At 66.7% G+C, this 23,863-nt stretch carries 23 protein-coding genes; 3 read left to right on the top strand and 20 right to left on the bottom strand.

Going from position 1 to position 23,863, the window contains the following annotated elements; all coding sequences use genetic code 11:
- Positions 1 to 63: 63 nt before the first annotated feature.
- Positions 64 to 930 (bottom strand): DMT family transporter, encoded by an 867-nt coding sequence (locus QNJ67_15900; GenBank protein MDJ0610460.1) that lies wholly within the window; start codon positions 928 to 930, stop codon positions 64 to 66.
- A 99-nt stretch (positions 931 to 1,029) separates the two neighbouring features.
- Between QNJ67_15900 and QNJ67_15895 the strand changes: the two genes are divergently transcribed.
- A complete protein-coding gene (locus tag QNJ67_15895) occupies positions 1,030 to 1,611 on the top strand; it encodes a hypothetical protein (GenBank protein MDJ0610459.1) in 582 nt (193 codons plus the stop codon).
- A 346-nt stretch (positions 1,612 to 1,957) separates the two neighbouring features.
- Positions 1,958 to 2,890: a 3-keto-5-aminohexanoate cleavage protein gene (locus tag QNJ67_15890; protein ID MDJ0610458.1), complete on the top strand. Its 933-nt coding sequence runs from the start codon at positions 1,958 to 1,960 to the stop codon at positions 2,888 to 2,890.
- Between the two features lie 6 nt (positions 2,891 to 2,896).
- On the opposite strand, the gene QNJ67_15885 is transcribed toward QNJ67_15890, so the two are convergent.
- The 11 genes from QNJ67_15885 to QNJ67_15835 form a co-directional block, all read right to left on the bottom strand.
- A complete protein-coding gene (locus QNJ67_15885) occupies positions 2,897 to 3,682 on the bottom strand; it encodes an SMI1/KNR4 family protein (GenBank protein ID MDJ0610457.1) in 786 nt (261 codons plus the stop codon).
- 26 nt (positions 3,683 to 3,708) lie between these two features.
- Positions 3,709 to 4,443, bottom strand: coding sequence for an SDR family NAD(P)-dependent oxidoreductase (locus QNJ67_15880; protein ID MDJ0610456.1), 735 nt, complete (start codon positions 4,441 to 4,443; stop codon positions 3,709 to 3,711).
- Entirely contained in the window at positions 4,436 to 5,443 is a 1,008-nt protein-coding gene (locus QNJ67_15875; protein MDJ0610455.1) for a TauD/TfdA family dioxygenase, read from the bottom strand. Before QNJ67_15875 ends, QNJ67_15880 begins: the two co-directional genes overlap by 8 nt.
- Before the next feature lie 55 nt (positions 5,444 to 5,498).
- Positions 5,499 to 7,490, bottom strand: a complete 1,992-nt coding sequence (locus QNJ67_15870) for an ABC transporter permease subunit (GenBank protein MDJ0610454.1) — start codon at positions 7,488 to 7,490, stop codon at positions 5,499 to 5,501.
- Position 7,491: 1 nt separating this feature from the next.
- A complete protein-coding gene (locus QNJ67_15865) occupies positions 7,492 to 8,517 on the bottom strand; it encodes a betaine/proline/choline family ABC transporter ATP-binding protein (protein ID MDJ0610453.1) in 1,026 nt (341 codons plus the stop codon).
- Positions 8,518 to 8,671: 154 nt separating this feature from the next.
- Positions 8,672 to 9,646, bottom strand: a complete 975-nt coding sequence (locus QNJ67_15860) for an ABC transporter substrate-binding protein (GenBank protein ID MDJ0610452.1) — start codon at positions 9,644 to 9,646, stop codon at positions 8,672 to 8,674.
- Positions 9,647 to 9,775: 129 nt separating this feature from the next.
- On the bottom strand, positions 9,776 to 10,165 hold the full coding sequence (locus QNJ67_15855; protein MDJ0610451.1) for a hypothetical protein: 390 nt from the start codon (positions 10,163 to 10,165) through the stop codon (positions 9,776 to 9,778).
- Positions 10,166 to 10,175: 10 nt separating this feature from the next.
- Positions 10,176 to 11,564: an FMN-binding glutamate synthase family protein gene (locus QNJ67_15850; GenBank protein ID MDJ0610450.1), complete on the bottom strand. Its 1,389-nt coding sequence runs from the start codon at positions 11,562 to 11,564 to the stop codon at positions 10,176 to 10,178.
- A gap of 15 nt (positions 11,565 to 11,579) precedes the next feature.
- The gene (locus tag QNJ67_15845; GenBank protein MDJ0610449.1) at positions 11,580 to 12,425 is read right to left on the bottom strand and encodes a GXGXG motif-containing protein; all 846 of its coding nucleotides are present in this window, start codon (positions 12,423 to 12,425) and stop codon (positions 11,580 to 11,582) included.
- Positions 12,413 to 13,282 (bottom strand): class II glutamine amidotransferase, encoded by an 870-nt coding sequence (locus QNJ67_15840; GenBank protein ID MDJ0610448.1) that lies wholly within the window; start codon positions 13,280 to 13,282, stop codon positions 12,413 to 12,415. The genes QNJ67_15845 and QNJ67_15840 overlap by 13 nt, the downstream gene beginning before the upstream one ends.
- Positions 13,283 to 13,369: 87 nt before the next feature.
- Positions 13,370 to 14,839 carry a glutamine synthetase gene (locus tag QNJ67_15835; protein MDJ0610447.1) on the bottom strand — a complete coding sequence of 490 codons (1,470 nt, stop codon included), beginning with the start codon at positions 14,837 to 14,839 and terminating at the stop codon, positions 13,370 to 13,372.
- Positions 14,840 to 15,140: 301 nt separating this feature from the next.
- Here QNJ67_15835 and QNJ67_15830 point away from each other — a divergent pair, with 301 nt between their 5' ends.
- Positions 15,141 to 15,875, top strand: coding sequence for a FadR/GntR family transcriptional regulator (locus tag QNJ67_15830; protein MDJ0610446.1), 735 nt, complete (start codon positions 15,141 to 15,143; stop codon positions 15,873 to 15,875).
- A 292-nt stretch (positions 15,876 to 16,167) separates the two neighbouring features.
- Here QNJ67_15830 and QNJ67_15825 read toward each other — a convergent pair whose 3' ends face one another.
- The 8 genes from QNJ67_15825 to QNJ67_15790 all read right to left on the bottom strand — a co-directional run.
- Positions 16,168 to 17,340 (bottom strand): polysaccharide deacetylase family protein, encoded by a 1,173-nt coding sequence (locus QNJ67_15825; GenBank protein ID MDJ0610445.1) that lies wholly within the window; start codon positions 17,338 to 17,340, stop codon positions 16,168 to 16,170.
- 292 nt (positions 17,341 to 17,632) lie between these two features.
- Positions 17,633 to 18,904, bottom strand: coding sequence for a nucleotide sugar dehydrogenase (locus QNJ67_15820; protein ID MDJ0610444.1), 1,272 nt, complete (start codon positions 18,902 to 18,904; stop codon positions 17,633 to 17,635).
- Positions 18,905 to 18,992: 88 nt separating this feature from the next.
- Positions 18,993 to 19,994, bottom strand: coding sequence for an XrtA-associated ATPase (locus QNJ67_15815; GenBank protein ID MDJ0610443.1), 1,002 nt, complete (start codon positions 19,992 to 19,994; stop codon positions 18,993 to 18,995).
- A 210-nt stretch (positions 19,995 to 20,204) separates the two neighbouring features.
- On the bottom strand, positions 20,205 to 20,648 hold the full coding sequence (locus QNJ67_15810; protein ID MDJ0610442.1) for a pilus assembly protein: 444 nt from the start codon (positions 20,646 to 20,648) through the stop codon (positions 20,205 to 20,207).
- A 25-nt stretch (positions 20,649 to 20,673) separates the two neighbouring features.
- Entirely contained in the window at positions 20,674 to 21,255 is a 582-nt protein-coding gene (locus QNJ67_15805) for a TadE/TadG family type IV pilus assembly protein (protein ID MDJ0610441.1), read from the bottom strand.
- Between the two features lie 5 nt (positions 21,256 to 21,260).
- Entirely contained in the window at positions 21,261 to 21,860 is a 600-nt protein-coding gene (locus QNJ67_15800) for a pilus assembly protein (protein MDJ0610440.1), read from the bottom strand.
- Positions 21,857 to 23,329 (bottom strand): pilus assembly protein TadG-related protein, encoded by a 1,473-nt coding sequence (locus QNJ67_15795; protein ID MDJ0610439.1) that lies wholly within the window; start codon positions 23,327 to 23,329, stop codon positions 21,857 to 21,859. The genes QNJ67_15800 and QNJ67_15795 overlap by 4 nt, the downstream gene beginning before the upstream one ends.
- Positions 23,330 to 23,507: 178 nt before the next feature.
- Positions 23,508 to 23,863 (bottom strand): hypothetical protein (locus QNJ67_15790; protein ID MDJ0610438.1); only part of this gene is annotated, 356 nt, incomplete at its 5' end.

Here is a 23,863-nt window from a genome sequence, read left to right as displayed (position 1 = left end):
CCCATTCCGGCGGTTTAACGAGCGGCATACTCCCCAGACAACGATACGCCCCGGCGGCCCGATCTATCCCTGCGCCGCCAATGCCGCGACCCCGCCGACGACGATGGCCGTCCCGGCCCACTGGATCGCCGTCATGGCCTCGCGGAGGAAAACGCGGGCCAGGACCACCGTGATCGCGCTAAAGGCGGAGCCGACGACGGCCGCGATCTCCGCGTTCGGCTCGCCGCTGGCGGCGAAGATGGCGAGGTAGGCGCCCCCGTCCAGCAGACCCTGCACCGCGAGAACCGGCCACCACGACCGCGGGATTCCGCCGCCCTCGCCGGGCCGCAGCAGGAGCACCAGCGCCAGGGCGACCAGCCCGATCCACCGCGCGGCCACCGTGGTCTGGAGTTCGCCGTAAACCGTGGCGGCTTCCTGGCCGGCGGCGATCGCCGCTCCGAAACTCGCGGACGAGGCGACGGAGATCCAGACCGTCCGCCGCAAGGTCGCGGCGTCGTAATTGCCATGGAGCTCGAAGCTTCGGCTGGCCCGAGCCACGACGATCACGCCCAGCATGACGAGCGCGATGCAGAGCCACTGACCCCAGGCGGGGCGTGAACCGAGCGCGACCGCGAGGACCAGATTGAAGGCGGGATAGCTGGCGACGATCGGCGACACCACGGTGACCGGTCCCCGCGCCAGGCCCCAATAGAGCAGAAAGGTAGCCAGCAGGACTCCCAGGCCGGTGGCCGCCAGCAACCAGGCATCGGCCAGTTGAACGACCAGCGTCTGGCCGCTCAGCCAGAGCACGGCGGAGAGCGCCAAGGCGCTGACCAGGAGCATGCCGAGCAAGGCCCGCTCGTGGCCCATGCGGCGGCCGGTGAAGCGGGCGATGAAATCGGCGCTGCCCCAGCCGAGCGCGGTCAGGAGCCCCCAGAGCGCGGGGTTCATGGCTCTCCTCTCCGTCGTGCAGGACCGGGGATCAGGTGTTGAGTCCCGGCGTCCTTCGCAGCATGCTCCCTCGTCAACGCGGAATAAAGAAGGACGGCCATGGCGACGGCAGTGGTGAAACTCGAGGCGGCGCAGGCGGCGCTGCGCATCGGATTCCTGGGCTGGCAGTGCCGCCTTAGGCAGATGGCGGTGCGCCAGGCCGGCGGCCGGCCCACCTCGGGCATGCGGCCAGACCTTCTGCTCGACGACGGCGGCCGGGCGCCCGGGCCGATCACCGTGCTGATCGTCAAGGCGGATCCCGAAGAGGCTACGGACCAGTTCCGGCATATGGCCAGGCGGACCCACGATCCGGCGGAGCGCTACAAGGCCGCCCAGAAGTTCCTGGCGGCCGCCTACTATCAGGGCGCCGCGGACTTTTCGGACGAGCTCACCGCCCTCTTCGGCCCCGGATCGGAGACCGTATTACGTCTCTTGAGCGCCGGCCGGTGCCGCCTGCGGTTCGAGCAGTACGCCCAGAGCTATCTGCTGCCCTGCCGGGTGCGGGAACACAATCCGGGCGCTCCCCTATTCGAGGCGACCTACTGGCACAACAGCCTCTACAACACCAGCCTGCCCGCCGGGGTCCAGGTCATCGGGTTCCAACCCGACTGGTCGGAAGCCGAGGCGGACCCGCCGCTCTGAACCCCACGCCCTCCTTAGAATTAAAATTCTTCTTGTTAACCACACAAGCCGTTGACTTGACACATCATTCAATGTCAGATTTTCAGGCCGAGCGTGCGGTCGATCGAGTTGTCTGGGAGGACACCATCGCGTAACAGCGCGGAGCGCGGCCGGAACCACCCCCCTCCGGCGGCGTTGACCGAATCGGGCGCTCGGTTTTTTTTCGCAGGCCACGGCCGGGCCAAAGCAGCGGCGGGCGTTTCCCGCGCGGCGGCAACGCGCCTTGCGCCCTCCCCTCCGTCTGCGCATGATCACACGGTAAGGACCTGCCCTACCGAAGCAGGCCGCGACATCAGGGGGGCCGACCGTGGCGACCAAGCGAAAAGTCATCATCACCTGCGCCATAACGGGCTCGATCCACACGCCCTCGATGTCGCCCCACCTGCCGGTGACCCCGGACGAGATCGCCGAGGCCGCGATCGCCGCCGCCGAGGCGGGCGCGACGGTGCTGCATCTCCACGCCCGCGATCCCGAGGACGGCCGGCCGACCCAGGACCCGGAGATCTATCACCGCTTCCTGCCGCGCATTAAGCAGAACACCAAGGCGGTGGTGAACATCACGACCGGCGGCGGCCCCTACATGAGCGTCGAGGAGCGCCTGCAGCCGGCCCTGAAGTACAGCCCCGAGGTCGCGTCGCTCAACATGGGCTCGATGAACTTCGGGCTCTTCCCCATGCTCGGCCGCTTCAAGGAGTTCCGGCACGACTGGGAGCGCCAGCACCTGGAGAACAGCCGCGATCTGGTCTTCAAGAACACCTTCAAGGACATCGAATTCATCCTGACGTCCTGCGCCGACAACGGCACCCGCTTCGAATTCGAGTGCTACGACATCGCGCACCTCTACAATCTGGCGCACTTCCTCGACCGCGGCCTGGTCCGCACGCCGCTTTTCGTCCAGAGCGTCTTCGGGATCCTGGGTGGCATCGGCGGCCACGCCGAGGACCTGATGCACATGAAGCGCACGGCCGACCGCCTGTTCGGCGAGGATTATCGCTGGTCGATTCTCGGCGCCGGCCGGAACCAGATCCCGCTCGCCACGATCGGCGCCGCCATGGGCGCCAACGTGCGCGTCGGCATGGAGGACTCGCTGTGGTGCGGTCCCGGCACGCTCGCCGAATCCAACGCCCAGCAGGTCAGGAAGATGCGCCAGGTCCTGGAGGGGCTCTCCCTGGAGGTCGCCGAGCCCGACGACGCGCGGGAGATCCTGGACCTCAAGGGCGGCGACCAGGTCGGGTTCTGAGCGGCGTCAGGAAATCGCGCAGGACCTGAAGACGTCGATCCTGAGCACCTCGTCGCGCTCGTTGACGACCACCCGTCCTGGCGTTCGGTCGAAGTGGACCCAGGTCTCGCCCTCGGCCACGCTGCTGCTCCATTCCCGGCCGTGGCGCTTGAAGCTGCACTGAAGCTTGTCGGCGACATCCTGCAGCTTCAGGCCCGCGGGCCTGAGACGGAAGCTCGTCTCGTCGACCGGATTTGTTTCATCGATGAAAGACTTGAGGAGCTGATAGCGCTCCAAACCCGGTTCGACCTTTTCCAGCCACTCCCGGTAATAGTCCCGGATCGACGCGTAGTAGGGGCTGCAGGCCTCGTTCCAGCTGCACCAGATGCGCCCCGGCTGCGGCCCGTTCAGCTCGACGAAGAACTCGGTGCCGCAGCCGGCGTCGGAGATGTAGGCCAGGCCCGGGCAGTCCCAGACCGGGTCGTCGTCGGTCACTTCGTCGTACCAGACCTCTTCGTCATAGGGGAACGGCACCTCGTAGGTGTTGGGCAGGACGAAGGCGCGGAAATCGAGAATCCCGTAGTTCGGCCCGGCCCCGCCGGCGCCGAAGCTCTGCAGGTAGCACCGATAATCGGGCGGAAGCGCGAAGCCGTTGTTGCCCTCGAACGTCAGGACCTCCCGGTCGGTGACGGGGGGCAGCAGCCGGTACTTGTGCCCAACCCCACGCGTCCGCGCACCGAAAACGACATCGGCATCGTCCTGTTGCTCGAAGCGCCTGACCTTCTCCCGCAGATCCTTCCAGAACTCTTCCATTTCCATTTCTTCGCCGCGAGGTTCTTTCAGTAGGTCGCCCGGCCGCCGGAGAGATCGAAGACCGCGCCGGTGTTGAAGCTGCAGGCCTCCGACGAGAGCCAGGCCACCAGCTCGGCCACCTCGTCCACCGTCCCGAGGCGCCCCAGCGGGCTCTTGGCGATCATGGTGGCCACGTGGTCCTCGGTCATCTGGTCGAGGATCGCCGTATCGACCGCGGCCGGCGCGACGCTGTTGACCAGCACGCCGCTGCCCGCCAGCTCCTTGCCGAGCGACTTGGTCAGCGCGATCACCGCCGCCTTGGAGGCGCTGTAGGCCGCCGCGTTGGGCGTGCCCTCCTTGCCGGCCAGGGACGCCAGGTTGACCACGCGGCCGTAGCCGCGCCGGGTCATCCCGGGCACCACCGCCCGGCAGCAGTGAAAGACGCCGTGCAGGTTGATGTCGACGATGCGCCGCCACGCGGCCGGATCGTAGTCGACCAGGGGCAGCGTGGGTCCGCTGATCCCGGCGTTGTTCACCAGAACGTCGATCCGGCCGTGGGCCTCCTCGGTCGCGGCGGCCGCGGCCTCGACCGAAGCGAGGTCGGCGACATCGACCTCCCGGGTGGGGAAACCGTCGCATGACGCGACGTCGCGGTCCCAGATCACGGCCGTCGCGCCCGAGCGCTGGAACCGTTCGGCGACAGCCCGGCCGATCCCCTGACCGCCGCCGGTAACCACCGCGACCTTGCCGTCGAGCGCCAAGCGGTTGTCCTGGTCAGCCATCGTAGCTGGGCCGGCCGGCGTCCCTGTGCCAGGTCCTGATCAGGTGCCGCTTGAGCGCCGGGTCCTCGTGGTCGTCGAAGTGGCTGCGGTAGTGGGCCACCTGGCTGTTGTTCAGATACTGCAGCTGGCCCCTTTCGATCGGCAGCTCGAACCAGAGGCTCTGGTCGTCGGCGATCGCCTCCAGGGCCTCCAGCGCCTCGGCGAGCCCGGCGTCGATCTCGACCCCGGCAACCGCGTAGCCCTTGCGCACCAGGCTGACGTTGGCCCGCACCTTTATGGCCGCGCCGTCCCAGCGGAACATGGGCGCCCAGGCGACCTTCGGAGCGCTCTCGGCGTGCTCGGCCTGGCGGTCCCAGAGCATGGAGCGGTAGAGCCGGCCGAGCAGCGCCGGGTGCTCGGCCAGGAGACGGTCGTGGACCGCGTAGAGGCTGCAGAAACGGCTGACCCCACCGGAGACCGCCGGCCTGAGGCACAGTAGGCCGACGTAGTCCGGCGGCGCGCAGCCGAAGGCGTTGTCGGTGTGGAACACCAGCTCGACGTTGGTGTAGGAGCCCCTGACGCCGTAGCCGTAGGCCTGCCCGGTGTCGCGCACGTCGTAGAGCATGGTGCCGTCCCACTTCTGTGCGACCGGCCGGCCCAGGTACTGGCCCAGGATCCAGAACAGGGCCTTGGCGTCCTCGAGGTCAAGCTCGTCGAGCGGCAGGGCGTCGACCACGGCGACGCCGGGCCGCCCGTCGAGGCGGGCCTTGACGTCGGCCATGAAGGCTCGGAGCGCCGCCAGCTCGAAATCCGCCGGCGCACGGAGCAGCAGCGGCAGCGGATTGGCGCGCATAGCGCGCACCACGGCGGTCAGCTCGGCCCTGCAGGTCCTGTCGAGGGCGTGGATGCAGGCGGCAGGATCGATCTCCCGCGCGGTCCAGGCGCGCCCGCCGCCGCCGAGGGCATGGCCGGGAACCGGCGTCTCCTCGTGGCTGAGATCGATCCGGTGAACTTCCAGCATGGTGTCGACGTCTTCCGATCTTTGGGGCGCAGCCCAGGAATAGGAGCGTGGCGGATCACGCAAGGCCGAGCTGTTTCTTGCGCTGGTCCGCCCACTCCGTGATCAGGCGGTCGGCGGCCAGCCCGATGAAGGCCACGCAGAGCCCCACGACCAGGCCCTTGCCGGCGTCGTTGAAGGTCAGCGCCCGGAAGATCTCCTGGCCAAGATCCGTGGTCCCGATGAAGGCCGCGATGATCACCATGAAGAGGGCGAACATGATGGTCTGGTTCGCGCCCAGCATGATCTCGGGGACGGCGAGCGGCATGCGCACCTTCCACAGCACCTGGCGCGGCGTGCAGCCCGAGGTGATCGCCGCCTCGATGGTCTCCTGCGGGACGCCGCGCAGCCCGAAGATGGTGTAGCGAATGGTCGGGATCATGGCGTAGATCACGATCGCGGTGATCGCCGCGACATCGCTCACCTTGAACAGCATGATCACCGGGATGAGGTAGATGAACGACGGGAAGGTCTGGAAGAAGTCGCACAGGAAGGTCATCGCCCGGGTCCGCCTTTCGGTCTGCGACGCCCAGATCCCGAGCGGCAGGCCGATCGCGATGCAGACCACGAGGGCCGAGAAGACCATGTAGGCGGTGATCGAGGCGCGCGCCCAGAAGCCCGTCAGGGCGATGAAGAGAATGAAGCTCGATGCCAACAGCGCCAGGCGCCAGCCGGCGAGCCGCCAGCCGATCACCGCGACCAGGGCGACGACGGCGACCCAGGGCACGGCCTGGAACAGGCCGCGCAGGGGGATCAGTACGTGCAGCAGCAGCGCGTCGCGGAAGACGGTGAGCGGGTCGTAGAGATAGAGGGTGATGAAGTCGACGATCGCGTCCCAGAACGGCGCTGTCGAGATCGTCGCCGACTTGGGCAGGACCTGGGCGTAGGGCGTGATGAAGGCGGCGGCGAGCGAGCCGAGGATCACCGCGGCGGCGGCGGTCAGGAAGGGATGGACCTTCCAGAACGGCCCCTCCGGCTGGTGCTCCGGCTCCTTTTCGGTCAGCGCGAAGCTCAGGCGATCGAGCATCACCGCGATGAAGACGATGGCCACGCCGTTCTCCAGGGCCTGGCCGATCCTTAGGCTCTGGAGCCGGAACAGCAGGTCCTGCCCCAGGCCCTTGGCGCCGACGAAGGAGGCGATCACGACCATCGCCAGGCACTGCATGATGACCTGGTTGACGCCGACCATGAGGGCGTCCCGGGCCGCCGGGATGCGCACCTTCCAGAGCATCTGCATGGGCTTGCAGCCGGCCATGATCCCGGCCTCGATCACCTCCGGCGAAACGCCGCGCAGGCCGAGGATGGTCAGGCGCGCCATGGGTGGCATGGCGAACAGCAGGGTCGCGATCGCGCCGGCCTTGTGAGAGACGCCGATGAAGACCGCGATCGGGATCAGGTAGGAGAAGTGCGGCAGCGACTGCATGACGTTGAGGATCGGCACCAGGACGCGCTCGAACCTGCGCCACTTGACCGCCGCGACACCGAGCAGGAGGCCGAGGGCGGCGGCGAGCGGCGCGGCCACCAGGACCACAGACAGCGTGGTGATCGAGAGCTTCCACTTGCCGAACACGGCGACGTAGAAGATGCAGCCGCCGGCCAGCAGCGCGTAGCGCCAGCCCTTGATCCACCAGCCGAGCACCGCGGCCAGCCCGACGATCATGACCCAGGGCAGCGGCGGCAGTCCCAAGGAGCGGAAGCCCCTGATCAGGAGCGCGTTGAGGAAGTCGAGCGGCCACTCGACGACCTCGGCGACGGCCCGGGTCAGGTCGCGGAAGGTGAACCAGATGAAGATCTTCTCGCTCTTAAGGAAGGCGACGACGGCGTTGATCCAGTCCACGAAGGGCAAGGCCCAGGCTTCCGGCCAGATCAGCGCCCACTCGGGCAGGACCGGGCCGAGGGCTATGAGGACGACGAAGGGCCCGAAGATGATAGCCAGCCTGGTCCAGAGGGCGGTGCGCAGGCCCTCGGGCTCTTCCGCCGCGAGCGCAGAGTCGGCCGGCGTCGAGGCCATGTCAGCTGGCCTGGCCGTGCAGGGCCCGGATTACGTCTTCCCGCGTGATGACGCCGACCGGGCGGCCCTCCTCAAGGACCGCGACCGGGCTGTCGTGGCGCAGGATCTTCTCCGCCGCGGTGGCGAGCTTGTCCCCCGCCTCGACGCTGAGATCCGCGCCGTTGGCCGACCCGGCCGGCTGCATGACGCTGCGTACGGTGAGCAGCTTGTCGCGCGAGACCTCCTTGGTGAACTCGCGGACGTAATCGGTCGCCGGGTTGGTGACGATCTCCTCGGCCGTGCCGAACTGGTCGATCGCGCCGTCCTTCATGATCGCGATGCGATCGGCCAGGCGGATCGCCTCGTCGAAATCGTGGGTGATGAAGACGATGGTCTTCCTGAGCATGGCCTGGAGCCGCAGGAACTCGTCCTGCATCTCGCGCCGGATCAGCGGGTCGAGCGCAGAGAAGGGCTCATCGAGGAACCAGAGGTCGGGGGCCACCGCCAGCGAGCGGGCGATGCCGACGCGCTGCTGCTGGCCGCCGGAGAGCTCGCGCGGATAGTACTTCTCGCGACCTTCCAGACCGACCAGCTCGATCATCTCGCGCGCCCGCGCCTCGCGCTTGGCCCGGTCCACGCCCTGAACCTCCAAGGGGAAGGCCACGTTCTGCAGGACGGTGCGGTGGGGCAGCAGGGCGAAATGCTGGAACACCATGCCCATCTTGTGGCGTCGGATCTCGATCAGCTCTTCCGGCGTGGCCTGCAGCAGGTCTTGGCCCTCGAACACCACAGCGCCGGCGGTCGGCTCGATCAGCCGCGACAGGCAACGCACCAGGGTCGATTTGCCCGAGCCCGAGAGCCCCATGATGATGACGATCTCGCCGGGAAAGACGTCGATGCTGGTGTCCCGGACCGCGGGAATGAACCCGGCCTGCCTTATGGTCTCGAGGTCCGGGCTGCCGCCGTGCTGCGCCAGGAAATCCTTCGGGCTGTCGCCGTAAAGCTTCCAGACATGGCGGCAGGACAGGAGCGCTTCGGCCTCGCTCATCTCGCCAGGTTCCCCGTTGGTTATCGCTTGTTCTTGTCGTCGCGCCGGCCGAGAACCTTTCGACGGGTTCCTGGCCGGACGGCAAAAAGCATACCGCCCTCCCAGCTTAGCGCGCCGGGAGGGCGGTGCCTACGTCCAATGCGTCAGGGCACGGTCAGCTGCCGATGCCTTCGATCCAGCCGCGCCACTTCGCCTCGTTGTCCGCGAGCCACTTGTCGGCCGCTTCCTCGGGCTCCATGCCGTCGATGTCCGCCAGCTTCGACATCACGGCGATGTCGAGGTTGGAGAAGTTCATCCGCTGCATGATCTTGTAGGCGCCCGGCCACTTCTCCGGCATGCCCTGCCAGACGCCGATCTTGAGATAGCCGTCCTTGGGGTTGCCGCAGTCGTAGGTCTTCTCGGCGTTCATGCCCCAGGCGGGATCGTCCTTGCAGGCCGGGTCGTAGGCCGGGAACTCGACGAACTTGCCCTCGTAGATCGCCTCGATGAAGTTCGGCGTCCAGTTGAACAGCACGATCGGCTCCTTGCGCTTCGACGCGGACTCGAGCTCGGCCCAGAGCGCGGCGGCCGATCCGGCATTGACCACCTGGAAGTTCATGCCCAGGCCTTCGACCCGCTCGTGGTCATGCTTCAGCCAGTCGACCGGGCCCGCCAGGAAGCGGCCCTTGTCGCCGGTCTCAGGCGTCTTGAAGAGATCCGCGCACTTGTTCAGCGCCTCCCAGTCGGGCAGCCCCGGGCAGACTTCCTCGACGTAGCTGGGGTACCACCATTCCTCACGGGTCTTGGCGTCGTGGGTCGCCGCGTCGACCACGCAGCCCTCGTCGACGACCTTCTCGAAGGCGACGCCGAAGGCGCCCTGCCAGACCTCGTGGACCAGGTCGATGTCGCCCTCGCACATGGAGGTGTAGACCACCTGGCTGTCGGCCGGGATGTACTCGGCCTCGTAGCCGGCCTCGTTCAGGATCTTGCCGACGATGTTGGCGCCGACGATCTGGCTCGACCAGTTGTGGATCGGGATCTTGATCGGATCGGACGAGTCGGCCTTCGCGGAGACCGCCGCGCCGAGGCTGAGCGCCGCGGCGGCGACGATCGCCGTGGCCGTCTTGGTAAGGGTGCTCTCAACAGTCATGGAAACCTCCCAGTTCGTGAAAACCAAAACCTGTTCCTCCGGGAACCGCCCGGTTTTTCGCCGGGTCTCGTTCTTCGAGGTCTCGGAAAGGGCGCGGCGGCCATTCTCGGGCGGCGGCCGCGCCGTACGCTAGAACTTTTTGTAGGCCTTGTGCAGCTCCACCATGGGGTGGCGGTCGGACATCTGGAACTTGATCAGCAGCTCTCGTGCGATCATGTCCCGGTCCTGCTGGTTGTCCGGCAGCTTCATGTCGCTTGGCACGGTCACCCACCCGTTGATGTTGCGGTCGAAGACCGCCGGCCGGCCCTCCTCGTAGCCCATGTGGACGTCCTCCAGCCAGTTGAGGTCGTCCCAGCCCATATGCTCCATATAACCCTTGAGGAAGGGCGTGAGCCGCTCGTAGTCGGGCACGAGGTTGACGTCGTAGCGGTAGCCGATGTGCTGGCCGATGACCTTCTCGCGCTCGGTGTCGAGACCGTCGGACTTGAGAAAGTGATCGACGTCCTGCTTCTCGGTCATCTTCCCCTCCTCAGTAGCGGGTCATGTCGGGACGCCCGACCGTGTGCTGGGAGCCGGCCAGGGGCACCATGGCGAGCGCCGAGGCCTCCATGGTGAGCGCCGCCAGGTCCTCGGGCTCGAGCGAGTGGACGTTGGTCTTGCCGCAGGCCCGCGCCATCATCTGGCACTCGATGGCGAGGCAGTGCAGGAAGTTGTAGACCCGCTCGGCCGCCGCGTCGGGATCGAGGCGGGCCCGCAGCTTGGGATCCTGCGTCGCCACGCCGACCGGACAGCGCCCGGTGTGGCAGTGGTAGCAGTAGCCCGGCTCGACGCCCATCTCCTCCTGGAAGTCGGCTTCTGGAATGTCCTTGTTGCAATTGAGCGCCATCATGACCGAGTGGCCGATGGCCACCGCGTCAGCGCCCAGCGCGAGCGCCTTGGCGACGTCGCCGCCATTGCGGATGCCGCCGGCGTAGACCAGGGAGATCTCGCCCGTCTTGCCGACGTCGTCGAGCGCCTTGCGCGCCTGGCGGATCGCCGCGATGCCGGGCACGCCAGTCTCTTCGGTCGCCAGGTGCGGCCCCGCGCCCGTGCCGCCTTCCATGCCATCGATGTAGATCGAGTCCGGCTCGGTCTTGGCGGCCATGCGCACGTCGTCATAGACCCGCGCCGCGCCCAGCTTGAGCTGGATCGGGATCTCCCAGTTGGTCGCCTCGCGGATCTCGTTGATCTTCAAGGCCAAGTCATCGGGTCCCAGCCAGTCCGGATGGCGCGCCGGCGAGCGCTGATCGATGCCAGCCGGCAGGGAGCGCATCTCGGCGACCTGGTCGGTCACCTTCTGGCCCATCAAGTGGCCGCCGAGGCCGACCTTGCAACCCTGGCCGATGAAGAACTCGCAGGCGTCGGCCAAGCGCAGGTGGTGCGGGTTGAAGCCGTAGCGCGACTGGATGCACTGGTATAGCCACTTGGAGGAATAGCGCCGCTCGTCGGGGATCATGCCGCCCTCGCCCGAGCAGGTCGCGGTGCCCGCCATGGTGGCGCCGCGCGCCAGGGCGGTCTTGGCCTCGTAGGAGAGAGCGCCGAAGCTCATGCCGGTAACGTAGATCGGGATGTCCAGCTCGAGCGGGCGCTTCGCCTTGGGGCCGATGACCGTCTTGGTCAGGCACTTCTCGCGGTAGCCTTCGATCACGAAGCGCGTCAGCGTGCCCGGCAGGAAGGTCAGGTCGTCCCAGGTCGGGATCTTCTTGAACAGCGAGAAGCCGCGCATGCGGTAGCGGCCGAGCTCGGACTTGATGTGGATGTCGTCGATCACCTCCGGCGGGAACATGAAGCTCCGGCCGAGGTTGTGGGTGTTGCGCTTGGTCTTGGCCGGGGCTTCCGCTTTCGCCGGCTTCGGCGCGTCGCGTTCGATGGCTGCCATCTCTCTACTCCACTCCTAGAGAACGAGCTTCTTCTCGGTGGGCTCCAGATTGTCGTAGTTCCAGAGCTGTTTTCCGGCGACGATCTTCTTCATGTTCTCGAACCCGTTCTTCGGCTCGAGGTCGTAAGCCATCAGCTTGCGCTTCAGCCACTGTAGGTCGAGATCGGTCATCTCGCCCTCGACCGCGTCGACGCCCAGATCCTCGATCTCGCCGCCGACGTAGATCGTGCCGTCGTACATGGAGTCGCCCAGGTTCTTGCCGGCATCGCCGCAAATGACCATCCGGCCGCGCTGCATCATGAAGCCGGAGAAGGCGCCGGTCTTGCCGCCGACAATGATCGTGCCGCCCTTCTGGTCGATCCCGGTGCGCGAGCCGACGTCGCCCTTGCAGACCAGGTCGCCGCCGCGGATCGCCGCGCCGAAGGTCGAGCCGGCGTTCTTCTCGATCACCACGGTCCCGGCCATCATGTTCTCGGCGCAGGACCAGCCGACGCGGCCGCTGATCCGGACGTTGGGGCCGTCGATCAGACCGACCCCGAAGTAGCCGAGGCTGCCCTCGAAATAGAGCTGCAGCCGGTTCAGGATGCCGACGCCAAGGCCGTGCTTGGCGCCGGGATTCTTGATCACGATCGTGCCGTGGCCTTCGGCCATCAGCTCGCGGATCCTTAGATTGACGGCCGGCGCGTCGAGATCGGCCGCGTCGAACTCGGCGCGCTTGTTGAAGTCGACCTCGAAGGCATAGGGATAGGTGAAGTTCTCGCTTTCCTCGGCCGAAAAGAAGACCTGCTGGGTGCGCCCGGCAAGCTGCTCGGTATGCATCCCCATGCGGTGGGATTCATGTTCCTGATTCAGTTCTGCCATACCCGTACCTCCCCTTCGTAGGGATCGAAGGTGTCGATCTCGTGCGGGAAAATGCTGCGGATCGCGACCTCTTCCGAGGCCAGCGCGATCAGGTCGTCGCCCTCGTAGAGCACCATGGGCTTGGCGGCCATGACGTCCTTGGCCATGCCGAGGCTGTCGGAGGTCGCCACCAGGTAGGTAAAGACGCCGTCGAGCTCGTCGACCGAGCGGACCATGGCGCCCTCCAGGTCGTTGCCGCGGTCGATCTGGTCGGCGATGTAGACCGCGATCAGCTCGGAATCGCAGTTCGACATGAAGCGGTGGCCGCGCCGCTCCAGCGCACGGCGGTAGGACCAGTAGTTGGTCAGCTGGCCGTTGTGCACCACGGAGACGTCGTTGAAGGGGTAGGCCCAGTAGGGATGGGCCGAGCGGATGTCCACGTCGGACTCCGTGGCCATGCGGGTGTGGCCGATCCCGTGGGTGCCCTTGAAGCCGCCGAGGCTGTACTGCCCCGCGACCACGCCGGCGTCACCCAGGTCCTTGATCAGTTCCAGCGCGTGGCCGAGCGACAGGATCTCGACACCCTCGACGTCCTCGATGAAGTCGGCCAGGCGCCTCAGGTCGCCGTCGAAGGTGAAGGTGTAGCGGTAGGCGTAGTCGGTCGCCTGGTCCCGGGCCTCGACCTTGGCGCCCATCTCGAGCAGGCGCTCGTCGACCAGGCCCTTGCGCTCGGCCATCTGGTGCTGGATGTCGAAGCCCTTCTTGGCGTCCTCCTGCTCGGCCACCTTGAAGCGCACGACGTACTTGTCCCCCATGGCGGGGCCATAGAGGGCGAAGCCGGTCGAGTCAGGGCCCCGATGCTTCAAGGCTTGAAGCATCGAGGTCATCTCCTGACCGATATCCCCGCTCGACCCCTTGTGAATCAGTCCGGCAATGCCGCACATGGTCTTCTCGTCTCCTTCAGATCAGGGCAGACAGTCGAGATAGGTCTCGACGTCCCAGTCGGTCACGGTGTGGAGGAAGCGCTCCCACTCGTCGCGCTTGTACTCGTTGTAGAGCCGGTACATCTCGCCCGGCATGGCCGACTGGATGACCTCGTCCTTGGCCAAGGCGTCCAGCGCGTCGCCCAGGGTCATGGGCAGGCGCCTGACCTGCTTGCCGGCCTCCATGGCCTGGTAGATGTTGCGGTCTTCCGGCGGGCCGGGATCGATGTCGTTCCTGATGCCGTCGTCGGCCGCCTTGATGATCGCCGCGGCCATGAGGTGCGGGTTCACCATGGAGTCCACCGAGCGGTACTCGAAACGGCCGGGCGCCGAGATCCTGAGCCCCGTGGTCCGGTTCTGGTAGCCCCAGTCGGCGAAGACCGGCGCCCAGAAGCCCGTGTCCCAGAGCCGGCGGTAGGAGTTCACGGTCGAGGAGCCGATCGCGGTCAGCGCGCCAAGGTGCTTCACGATGCCGCCGACCACCTGCAGGCCGACCTTGCCGGGCATCTGTGGATCGTCGGTGTCCGGCATGAAGGTGTTCTCGCCACCCTTCTTGTAGGTGAAGACGTCCGGCATCGCCGGCATCGGGTCCTGGTGCAGCGGGTTCACCTGGTCCTCGCCGCCGTGCCAGAACGAGATGTTGTGGTGGCAGCCCGATGCCGAGACCCCCATGAAGGGCTTCGACATGAAGCAGGCGATCAGCTCGAACTCGCGCGCCACCTGGGCGCAGATCTGGCGATAGGTGGTCAGGCGATCGGCGGTCCTGAGCGCGTCGTCGAAGGTGAAGTTGAGCTCGAGCTGGCCGGGCGCGTCCTCGTGATCGCCCTGGATCATGTCGAGGCCCATCGCCTTGCTGTACTCGATCACCTTCATGTAGACCGGCCGCAGGCTCTCGAACTGATCGATGTGATAGCAGTAGGGGTTCGAGAAGCCGCCGTCCGGCTTGCCGTCCGCGCCCTTCTTCAGCCACATCATCTCCGGCTCGGTGCCGTGCCGGAGATGCAGGCCCTTGTGCTCCTGCTGGAACTGGTCGTGGATCCGGCGCAGGTTGCCGCGGCAGTCAGCGGTCAGGAAGGCGCCCGGATTCTCGCGCTCCTCGCGGTTGCGGAACAGGGTGCAGAAGACCCGCGCGACCCGCTTGTCCCAGGGCAGCTGGCAGAAGGTCTCCGGCTCGGGAATACCGACCAGCTCCTTGTCCTGCGGCCCGTAGCCCAGGTACTCGCCGTGCCGGTTGAGGAAGAGGTTGACCGTGGCGCCGTAGACCAGCTGGAAGCCCCGCTCAGCCACGGATTCCCAGTGATCCGCGGGAATGCCCTTGCCGCAGATCCGCCCCGTCACCGAGACGAACTGCAGGTAGAGATAGTCGATCCCGAGATCGTCGATCTTCATCCGCACCTGCTTGACGAGCTCCGCCCGTCCAGGCGCTTCCACAAAGGCTTCGATATCCGTCATCTGTTCGCCCTCCCCGTCCTCGATCCAAGGTCCCCGGGTGTTCTTGTGCGCGGGCGGCCGGTTCGCTCCGCCGCTCCGTGCCCGGTCCCCCCAAAGACCTGCGACTATGCCGTCACGCCGCGCCAGCGGTTGTAACCAATTCCATACCAATTATCGCCTCTGGCCGAGCGCCTGTCGGTGCGCCGGGGCCCTTTGAGCCGAATAGGCCAGAAAATCAGCAAAACGACGCTGTTGACGTAACGTGGTTAACTCCACCATATTTGGAACCAGTTGTGAACCAATTTTTTCGAAAGGTCGAAAAATGGTTCAGCTCGATGCGAGCGACCAGCGCGGCCCGGAAAGCAAGCCGAGGCTGCCGCGCACGGTGGCCGGCGGCGCCGCGGCGATCGCGGCGCGCCTGCGCCAGGCGATCATGGACGGCACCTACGCCTACGGGTCCAGGCTGCCGGCCGAGCGCGACCTCGCGACCCATTTCGGCGCGTCGCGGAGCACCGTGCGCGAGGCGCTGCGGCGCCTCGAGGAGCAGCGCCTTCTGAGCCGCCGGATCGGCAGCGGCACCTTCGTCAGCTTCCGCCCCGCCGCCGACGGCAGCTCCATGGCGGAGCAGACCAGCCCCCTGGAGCTGATCGAGGTGCGCCTGGCGCTCGAGCCGAGAATCGCCCGCCTGGCGGCGGTCAACGCCACGGCGCGGGATCTCGATCGCTTGGCCGAGGCGCTCGCGCGCGTCGAGCGGGCGGGCGAGGATCGCGAGGCCTTCTCGAACGCCGACGAGCATTTCCACCTCCTGCTCGCGGAATGCACGCGTAATCCCCTGCTGCTGTCGCTGTACCGCCAGATCAACGACGTGCGCAGCCACGCCCAATGGGGGCGCATGAAGGAGAAGATCCTGACCGCCAAGCGCATCGAGGCCTACAACCGCCAGCACCGCCAGCTCTACGAGGCCCTGCGCAGCCGCGACGCCGAAGGCGCCGAGGCGACGATCGAAGCCCATCTGGAGAAGGCCCGCCAGCACCTCGTCGGGGTGAGCGAGGAGTAGACTGGCCGGGGCGGCCCAATGGCGGAGAATCTACTTATAGAAGCCTGGAGCCTGTGATCACGGTCATCCTTCGACAAGGGGCGCAGCCCGGCGCTTCGCGCGGATGAGGGTCTCTTCTTGATACAAACCGCCCTCACCCGCGCGAAGCGCGAGTGCTACGCACTCTTGTCGAAGGGTGATGGTGCCAGCTCGGCATTGTTCCACTCCCAGCTGAGGCCTGTCTCGGTCCGCGATCTTCCGCCCAGGCAGGCACCTGCGACGAGTGCTGTCATGAAAGGCTCAGCGCGCCTCGTCAGCCTGCCAGGTCGGACAGCGCCGGGCGGTTCTTCCAGCCCCCACGGACTATTGCCGGGGCGAGATACTTCCCGCTGAGCTCGTCGTAGAGCGCCGTGGCCGTGGTCGCCCGCCCGCCCAGTTTGCCCAGCAGGTGGTCCAGCGTGCGGTCGATCGTCTCAAGGAAGGCCGCCAGGTCCTCGTCGCTCCGCACGTGGCGGGTATGGCCCGGCGCCAGCGAGGAGGAGCGGTAGCTCAGAGAGAAGACCCGGCACCCGCGGGCCAGAAGGCTGTCGAGCAGACGGCGGTGCGCGTCGTGGTCGGCGCCCTCGGGCGTCAGGCCGATGCGCTCCAGGAGGCCGAGGCGCGCCAGGAGCTCGGGCAGCTGCAGCTCCCGGCCCCAGTCGCTCGAGATCCGCGGGAACAGGGCCTGCGCCGCGAAGGCCAGCAAGCCCGCGAACCCGACAGTGAACGGCAACTCGAGCAGAGGCCGCCGCTCGCCGAACCAATAGGGCCGGGGCTCGATGCGCCGGAAATCGGGCCCGCCCTTGTCCTCGAAACTGGTGTAGGGCACGACGCTGGTCCCTACGGCGTAGCCGAAGTCTTCGAGGACACTGCCGGTCCAGGGTCCGACGCCGTGGCGCCCGGCGCGGTAGACCCTAGGCCGCTGGCCGAAGCTCCGCTCGATCATGGCGGTCAGCTGGTAGAGCTTCTCGCGCTCCAGTTCGGGCGGCAGGTTCCCGGCAAAGGAGTTGCGCGCCGTGACCGCCTCTTCCAGGGGCGGTGTGACCCAGGGATGCAGGTGGGCCCCGATCTCACAGAGGCCCTGGCTCTGATAGCCGCCCAGGAGCCGAACCGAAGCCTCGTCGCTCGCCACCGGATAGTCGACCAGATAGGTCGGCACCACGCCGTGCTTGGCGAAGATCTCCTGGGCCCGGTCCTGGGCCGCGATGTTGGAGACGCCGACGTTGTCCCGGGACAAGGGGGCGCCCCAGTCGAATTCCTCTTCGGCTTCGACGAAGACCAGCACGCGCGGCGCCTCGGACGCCGGCAGGTCGATGAAGTCGGCGTTGCCGTGGTCGAGCGCCTCGGCCGCCTTGTTCGGGCCAGACACCGGCGCGTGCCGGCCGGAAGCATGGGCCCGGAACACGGACGGTGCTGGTTGCTTGGAGCCGTCAGGCGAACTCTTCATCTGCCCATTTTTTCAGTCGTTTGAAGAGGGCCGGATGCCGGGACGCTCGAAGCGTAGAGTCTAATTCTTGACGAGAGGATAATCCTGTCGCTGTACCACTCGAACAAAATGGCCGCCGAAACAGTGCCTAGCCAGCACCATCACCCTTCGACAAGAGTGCGTAGCACTCGCGCTTCGCGCGGGTGAGGGCGGATTGTATCAGGAAGAGACCCTCATCCGCGCGAAGCGCCGGGCCGCGCCCCTTGTCGAAGGATGACCGTGATCAAGGGCTCAAGAGTTTTTCGCCGCCCTTCTAGACCGTCCAGCGCCTCAAGCCGCCCGGCAGCGGCCAGTCCCGCCACATGCCCTTGAGGTCGGCGAGCAGGCCGCCCGGCGTGATCAGCCGCCGGAAGTCCTCGGCGTCGAGGTCGCGGTACTGCGCATGCGGCACCGCCCCGACCAGGGCGTCGTAGCCGCCGAGTCCGTCGAGCTCCCGGTGCAGATCGATGCCGTAGAGCGCCTTGGCCTCGCCGGGGTCCGCCAGCGGATCGTGCACCTCCGGCAGATGGCCGGCGCCGCGCAGGGCGGCCACCAGGTCGGCCACCTTGGTGTTGCGCAGGTCCGGGACGTTCTCCTTGAAGGTCAGGCCCAGCACCAGGATGCGCGACGACCCGTCGAGCTGCTCGGCGATCCTCTCGGCAAAGTAGCTGCCCATCCCGTCGTTGATCCGCCGGCCGGCCAGAATGACCTCCGGCCGGTGGCCCAGTTCCGCGGCCCGGTGGGCCAGGTAATAGGGGTCCACGCCGATGCAGTGGCCGCCGACCAGGCCGGGGGCGAAGCCCAGGAAGTTCCACTTGCTCCGCGCGGCCTCGAGCACGTCATGAACGGAAATGTCCATCTTATTGAAAATCATGGTAATTTCATTGATGAATGCGATGTTGACATCGCGCTGGGCGTTCTCGATCACCTTGGCGGCCTCCGCGGTCTTGATGTCCGCGGCGCGGAACACGCCCCCCGATGTGACCGACCCGTAGATCTCGGCCATCAGTTCCGTGACCGCCTGGTTCTGGCCCGCGATCACCTTGGTGATGCGGTCGATGGTATGCTCCCGGTCGCCCGGATTGATCCGCTCCGGCGAGTACCCGAGGAAGAACTCTTGACCGCAGGTCAGGCCGGAGGCCTCCGCCAGGATCGGGCCGCAGATCTCCTCGGTGACGCCGGGGTAGACCGTGCTCTCGAACACCACGAGCCCGCCCGGCGACAGGTGACGGCCCACCGTCGCGCTGGCCTGGCGGACCAGGCCGAGGTCGGGCTTGTTGGTCCGGTCGACCGGCGTCGGGACCGCGACGATGAAGCAGTCGACCCCGTCCAGGTCGGATTCGTCGGCGCTGAAGCGCAGAGGGCTCGCGGCGAGCGTTTCCGGCGCGACCTCGCCGGTGCGGTCCCGGCCGCCCGCCAGTTCGGCGATCCTCCGGGCGTCGACGTCGAACCCGACGACCGGAAAGCGTTTCGCCAAGGCGACCGCCAGCGGCAAGCCGACATAGCCCAGTCCGACGACGGCGATCCTGCCCGGGGATTTCAGCATCTATAGGGCTTCCCGCGGAGAAGCGACGGTGCCCGCCGGGCGCTGCCTCAGATCCTCGACCGGACGCCCCTGCCCCGCCGGCCGAGCGTCACCCGACATGGCCGATCTGCTTGTCCTTAACGATCGACAGAATCTCGTCGAGCTTGTCGGCCTGCCCCTCAACCAGGTCTTCCATGGCGTTCATCCGCTTCGCCAGGCGCAGCATGCCGAGGGCGAGCGTCAGCGCCTGGTCGTCGGTCGCGGACTTGCCGCCGCTCTCGGCGGCCGGCATGGAGGGCAGGCCCTCCTCCTTCATGTCGGCGACGACTTCCCGCACGGCGCCGGCATCGATCTCGTGCAGGCCTTCCAGGCAGCCGAACAGCATGAGGCGGCTGCACAGAAGGTTGACGCGGCGCGGCACGCCGCCGGTCTCCTCGTAGATCGCCGCCATGGCCTGATCGGTGAAGGCCGGGTCGTTCTTCCACTCCACCAGGGACAGGCGGTGCCTGATGTAGTCCGCGGTTTCCTCGACGTTCAGCGGCCGCAGATGGTAGTTGGCGATGACCCGCTGGCGGAGCTGTTCGAGATCGCGGCTCGAAAGGGTCTTCTTGAACTCCGGCTGGCCGACCAGGTAGATCTGCAGCAACGCGTTCTGGTTCTCGTGGAAGTTGGAGAGCATGCGCAGCTCTTCGAGCGACGCGTAGGGCAGGTTCTGCACCTCGTCCACGAACAGCAGGGCGCGCTTTCCCGAGCGGTGGGTCTGGCGCAGGAAGCTCTCGATACGGCGCAGGACCGTCGCCTTGTCGGTGCCGACGTCCTCGAGCCCGAAGGCGAAGGCCACCATGCGCAGGAAGTCCTCGGCCTCGAGCTGCGTGGTGTCGACCTTGGCGGTTACCCGGCCCTGGCCCCGGATCTGGTCCAGGGCGCGGTCGATCAGCGTCGTCTTGCCCGCCCCGACCTCGCCCGTGATCACGACGAAGCCCTCGGCCTGACTCAACCCGAAGCGGAGGTAGGCCGAGGCCTTCCGGTGCGGCCCCTGGTCGAAATAGAACCGGTGGTCCGGGTTCAGTTGGAAGGGGAGCGCCTTGAGCGCATAGAAACCCGTGTACATGCCCAGGTCTTCGATTGCCCCGCCCGGTTCAGGATCGGCGGCTCCGCCAAAGCGCGGCCGCCGACTCGGCTTCTCAAGATCGTTCCCTCTCTATCACAGGGGTGCCCGAGAAGGCGACGACAATTCGCAGGCGGGCGGTCAAAGCGAAAGCGGCGGCCCAGGTGGTGCCGCCGCCTCATCTCCCGCGGGTCCTGGCGGAGTTGCCGGGCTTCATTCCTGTCGCATGGTCACCCGCGCATCCATCGTCCCGGTAAACCCGACCATATCGAACACCAACCCGATCGGCGCTGCGTCGGCCATGGGGACCGAGATCGACACGACGACGTCGGTGTCGCCTGGGTTGACCGGCTCTTCGGCGGTGACCGTGAAGGTGGCGTTCCAGTTGACCAGGTTGTCCTCGGCCAACTTCTTGGCCTCGGCAGGCGTCACTGCCCCCACGGCCAGGGCGCGGGCGGAATCACGCGCGATGGTCACCATGTTGTTGCGCAGGAAGAAGAGCGAGCTGAAGTCGATGATGCCGATCATCAGCATGAGCAGTACGGGCAAGACGAAGGCCAGTTCGACCGCCGCGACGCCCTTATCGCTCCTGCACAGACCGAAACGTGCCAGGGCCCGGCAGTTGATGAGGCGGAGCGACGAGTTGGAAAGCCGCATGGCTCTCTGATCCCCTGTCCCGGTTCTACGTCGCCGGATCTGTCTTCAGCTCGTTGAGCGGCACCAGGCGCGGGCGATGGAGAGCGATCTGTCCGATGGTCTTGGGCTGCATGACGCCGTCGAAGAAGAACGGCGTGTAATCGTAGTAGACCTCGACGACGATGATGTTCTGATCCGGCTCCAGTTCGAACCCGTCGGGAAGCTTGGCCGGCGGTCCGTTGCCATTCACCACCTTGCCCACCTTGCTCGGGTGCGACGCCGTGCCGCCGCCGCTCTGCTGCCAGTCGACCCTCGGCGTCGCGCCCGGATTGTCGTCCGACGTCACCGAGGTGATGTGGATGATCCCCTCGGCGTCCAGCTTGAACGGCGTCATCGAGTACTCGGCCGCGGCGAAGACCTGCTCGATGTCGTCGACCGTGGCCGCCTGGGCGCGGCTCATCAGGTCGCTGGTGCTGATCGCCAGGCGGCTCAGCTTCTGCTGCAGCAGGACGTAGCGCCCCATCTCGATGCCGGCGAGCAGCAGGAAGGTCAGGACCGGCGCCATCATGGCGAACTCGATGATGCTGACGCCCTCGCTGCCGCGGCACAGGCGCCGCAATATGCGCATCGGGCTCAACATCCCGGGAACCCGTTGTCGAAGGGCTCGTTGCGCACGGTCACGCTGGCGGACAAGGGGACCTTGCCGCCCTCGCCCATCATCGAGTCGAGCAGGCCGGTCATCATGGGCATCTCGTAGGTCACGGTGTAGACCACGACCTCGCCGCCGGAACCGACGCCGGCCCGGCCCATGTCCTCGTCCCACTGGCCGTTGCAGTTGATGTCGGTGAAGGGCTCGCCGCCGTCGTAGGTCTCGTTGCCGTTAATGTCGTCGAAGGGCTCGGGCACGCCGATCGAGGTGAAGTTCGGGTAGACCAGGGTGCTGATGTCCTCGTCGGTGATCTTGACCACCCCGGCGCCGTTGGAGTTGACCACGTCGACGACGTAGTCCTCCCGCGTGCCCGACGGCGGCGGCGCGCCGGTCAGGCCGAAGCGCGCGGCCTCGCGCAGGCCGCCCTCGAGCAGCGTGTTGCCGAAGAAGATCATGCCCACCTCCAAGGTGCCCACGGCCAGCAGCAGCATGGCGGGGGCGACGAAGGCGAACTCGACGGCGGCCAGGCCGTCCGAGCGGCGTCCGAGACGGGCGAGCCGGTGGCGGAGAGCAGCAATCATCATCGCGAGATCCTCAAGGCTGACAGATCGTCGGCGATCTCCTCGAACGCGGCGTTCAAGGCGTCGCCGTTGGGCGCGAAGTGGTAGTAGGGCGCCTTGGGCTTCGAGGCGACCTGCCTGAGCAGGGTCTGCAGCGGGCCGTCGTCGAAGTAGAACTGGATCACGTAGATCTTGATCCCGCTGTTCTTGACGCTCTCGGCGACCGCCAGCAGGCGGTCGTTCATGCCGCCGGCGCCGGCGCTGGTGCCGCTGCCGAAGAACCTGTTGTAGCCGTCCCGGGTGCCGCCGTACTGCTCGCCGTCGGTAAGCAGGACGATGGCGCGCTCGTGGAGGCCCGTGGGGAAAGGATCGGCGTCGGCGAAGGGCTCGCCGGGCGAGACCACGCGCCAGGCCCAGGCCAGGCCCTGGGCGATGTTGGTCACGCCTTCCGGGTTGGTCAGGGCGTTGATCGCGTCCTCGATCTCGGTCCGCTGGTCGGTCAGGCGCGTGATGCCGTGGTCGAGGCAATTGCTATAGACACAGGCACCCTCGCACTCTCCCCCCTCCTCCTCACCGAAGACCTGGCCGGAGATCGCGGCCCACGCCGGCCAGGCGGTGCCGTCGGCCGTGGTGAGCGGCCCGAGCAGGTGGTCGGCGATGCCGTCGGGGTTGTTGAGGGCGTTCCTGTAGCGGGCATAGACGCAACCGTTCCAGGAGCTTAAAGGGCTGTTCAGAAATGGAACCGGCGTGTTGTTCACATTGTAGATGACGGTTTGATTTTCCTCCTCGATGGGGTTCTCGAAGATCCCCACGCTGGTGGTCGTGGTCAGCGAGCTGTTGAACGTCGTGCCGTCCTCCCAGACGTTGACCGCGCCGTTCCAGGGCACGAGGCCGATGGTCAGGAGGTCCGAGGCCGTCTTGTTGCCGTAGAGCACGTCGACCAGGGTCAGCGCAGCGGTCCGCGCGGCGATGATGCGCGTGCTGCCCGAGCCGTCGGAATTGCTCATCGAGCCCGACATGTCCATGGACAGCACCACGTCCATGCTGACGGTCTCGCGGGTGACCTGGGTGCCCGTGCCGACCTCCACGGAATCCTTGCCGAAAATGCGCATGAAGGTCGTGCCCATGGTCGCGGACGCGCCGACGTCGATCGTGCCGGCAACGTCGTCGACCTGGGCCGTGCTCAGGGTCACGGTGGCGCCCATGTAGCCCGGCGGAAAGTTGGCGTCGAAGTACTTGCGGATCTCGTCGTCGATCTTTTCATCGTCCTTGACGTGCGCGGCCGCCAGCATGGCGGCGTCGAGGGCGTCGCCCATCCGGGCCTTAACCAGGTAGCCGCGCCCGGAGTCGATGGTAAGGCCGATGATACCCACGATCGGGATGGTCAGGACGGCCAAGAGCGGGAAAGACGCCCCGCTTTCGCAGAACGTCAAACGGCGGTATATCGCCTTCAGTCGCCCCCTCCAAACCGCCAGATCTGTTGACCAGCGCATCGATTACCTCTCCAGGACTAGGAATTACCAGGAGGCATTCTACCTAGAGAGGTTTAAGGACTATTATATTTATCTGGTAAACGCTACAACCCTATCTATGTTTTTTCGCATATTTTCCCTAGCTGGTTTTTAACTCGATATTATTAGTAAGCTATTTGTAAATACTGTCTATCTCCGACTAGGGCTTCAGATCGTTGAGGGGCACCAGGCGCGGGCGATGGAGAGCGACCTGCCCGATGGTCTTGGGCTGCATGACGCCGTCGAAGAAGACCGGCGTGTAGTCGTAGTAGACCTCGACGACGATGATGTTCTGATCCGGATCCAGCTCGAACCCGTCGGGAAGCTTGGCCGGCGCGCCCTCGGCACTGCCTACCCGGCTCCCGTGTGACGCGGCGCCGGCGCCGCTCTGCTGCCAGTCGACCCTCGGCGTCGCGGTCACGTCGTCGTCCGACGTCACCGAGGTGATGTGGATGATCCCCTCGGCGTCCAGCTTGAACGGCGTCATCGAGTACTCGGCCGCGGCGAAGACCTGCT

The sequence above is a fragment of the Kiloniellales bacterium genome (genome assembly GCA_030064845.1).
In the GTDB taxonomy this organism is placed as follows: Bacteria; Pseudomonadota; Alphaproteobacteria; order Kiloniellales; family JAKSDN01; genus JASJEC01.
This window is presented reverse-complemented; position numbering and strand designations above follow the sequence as displayed.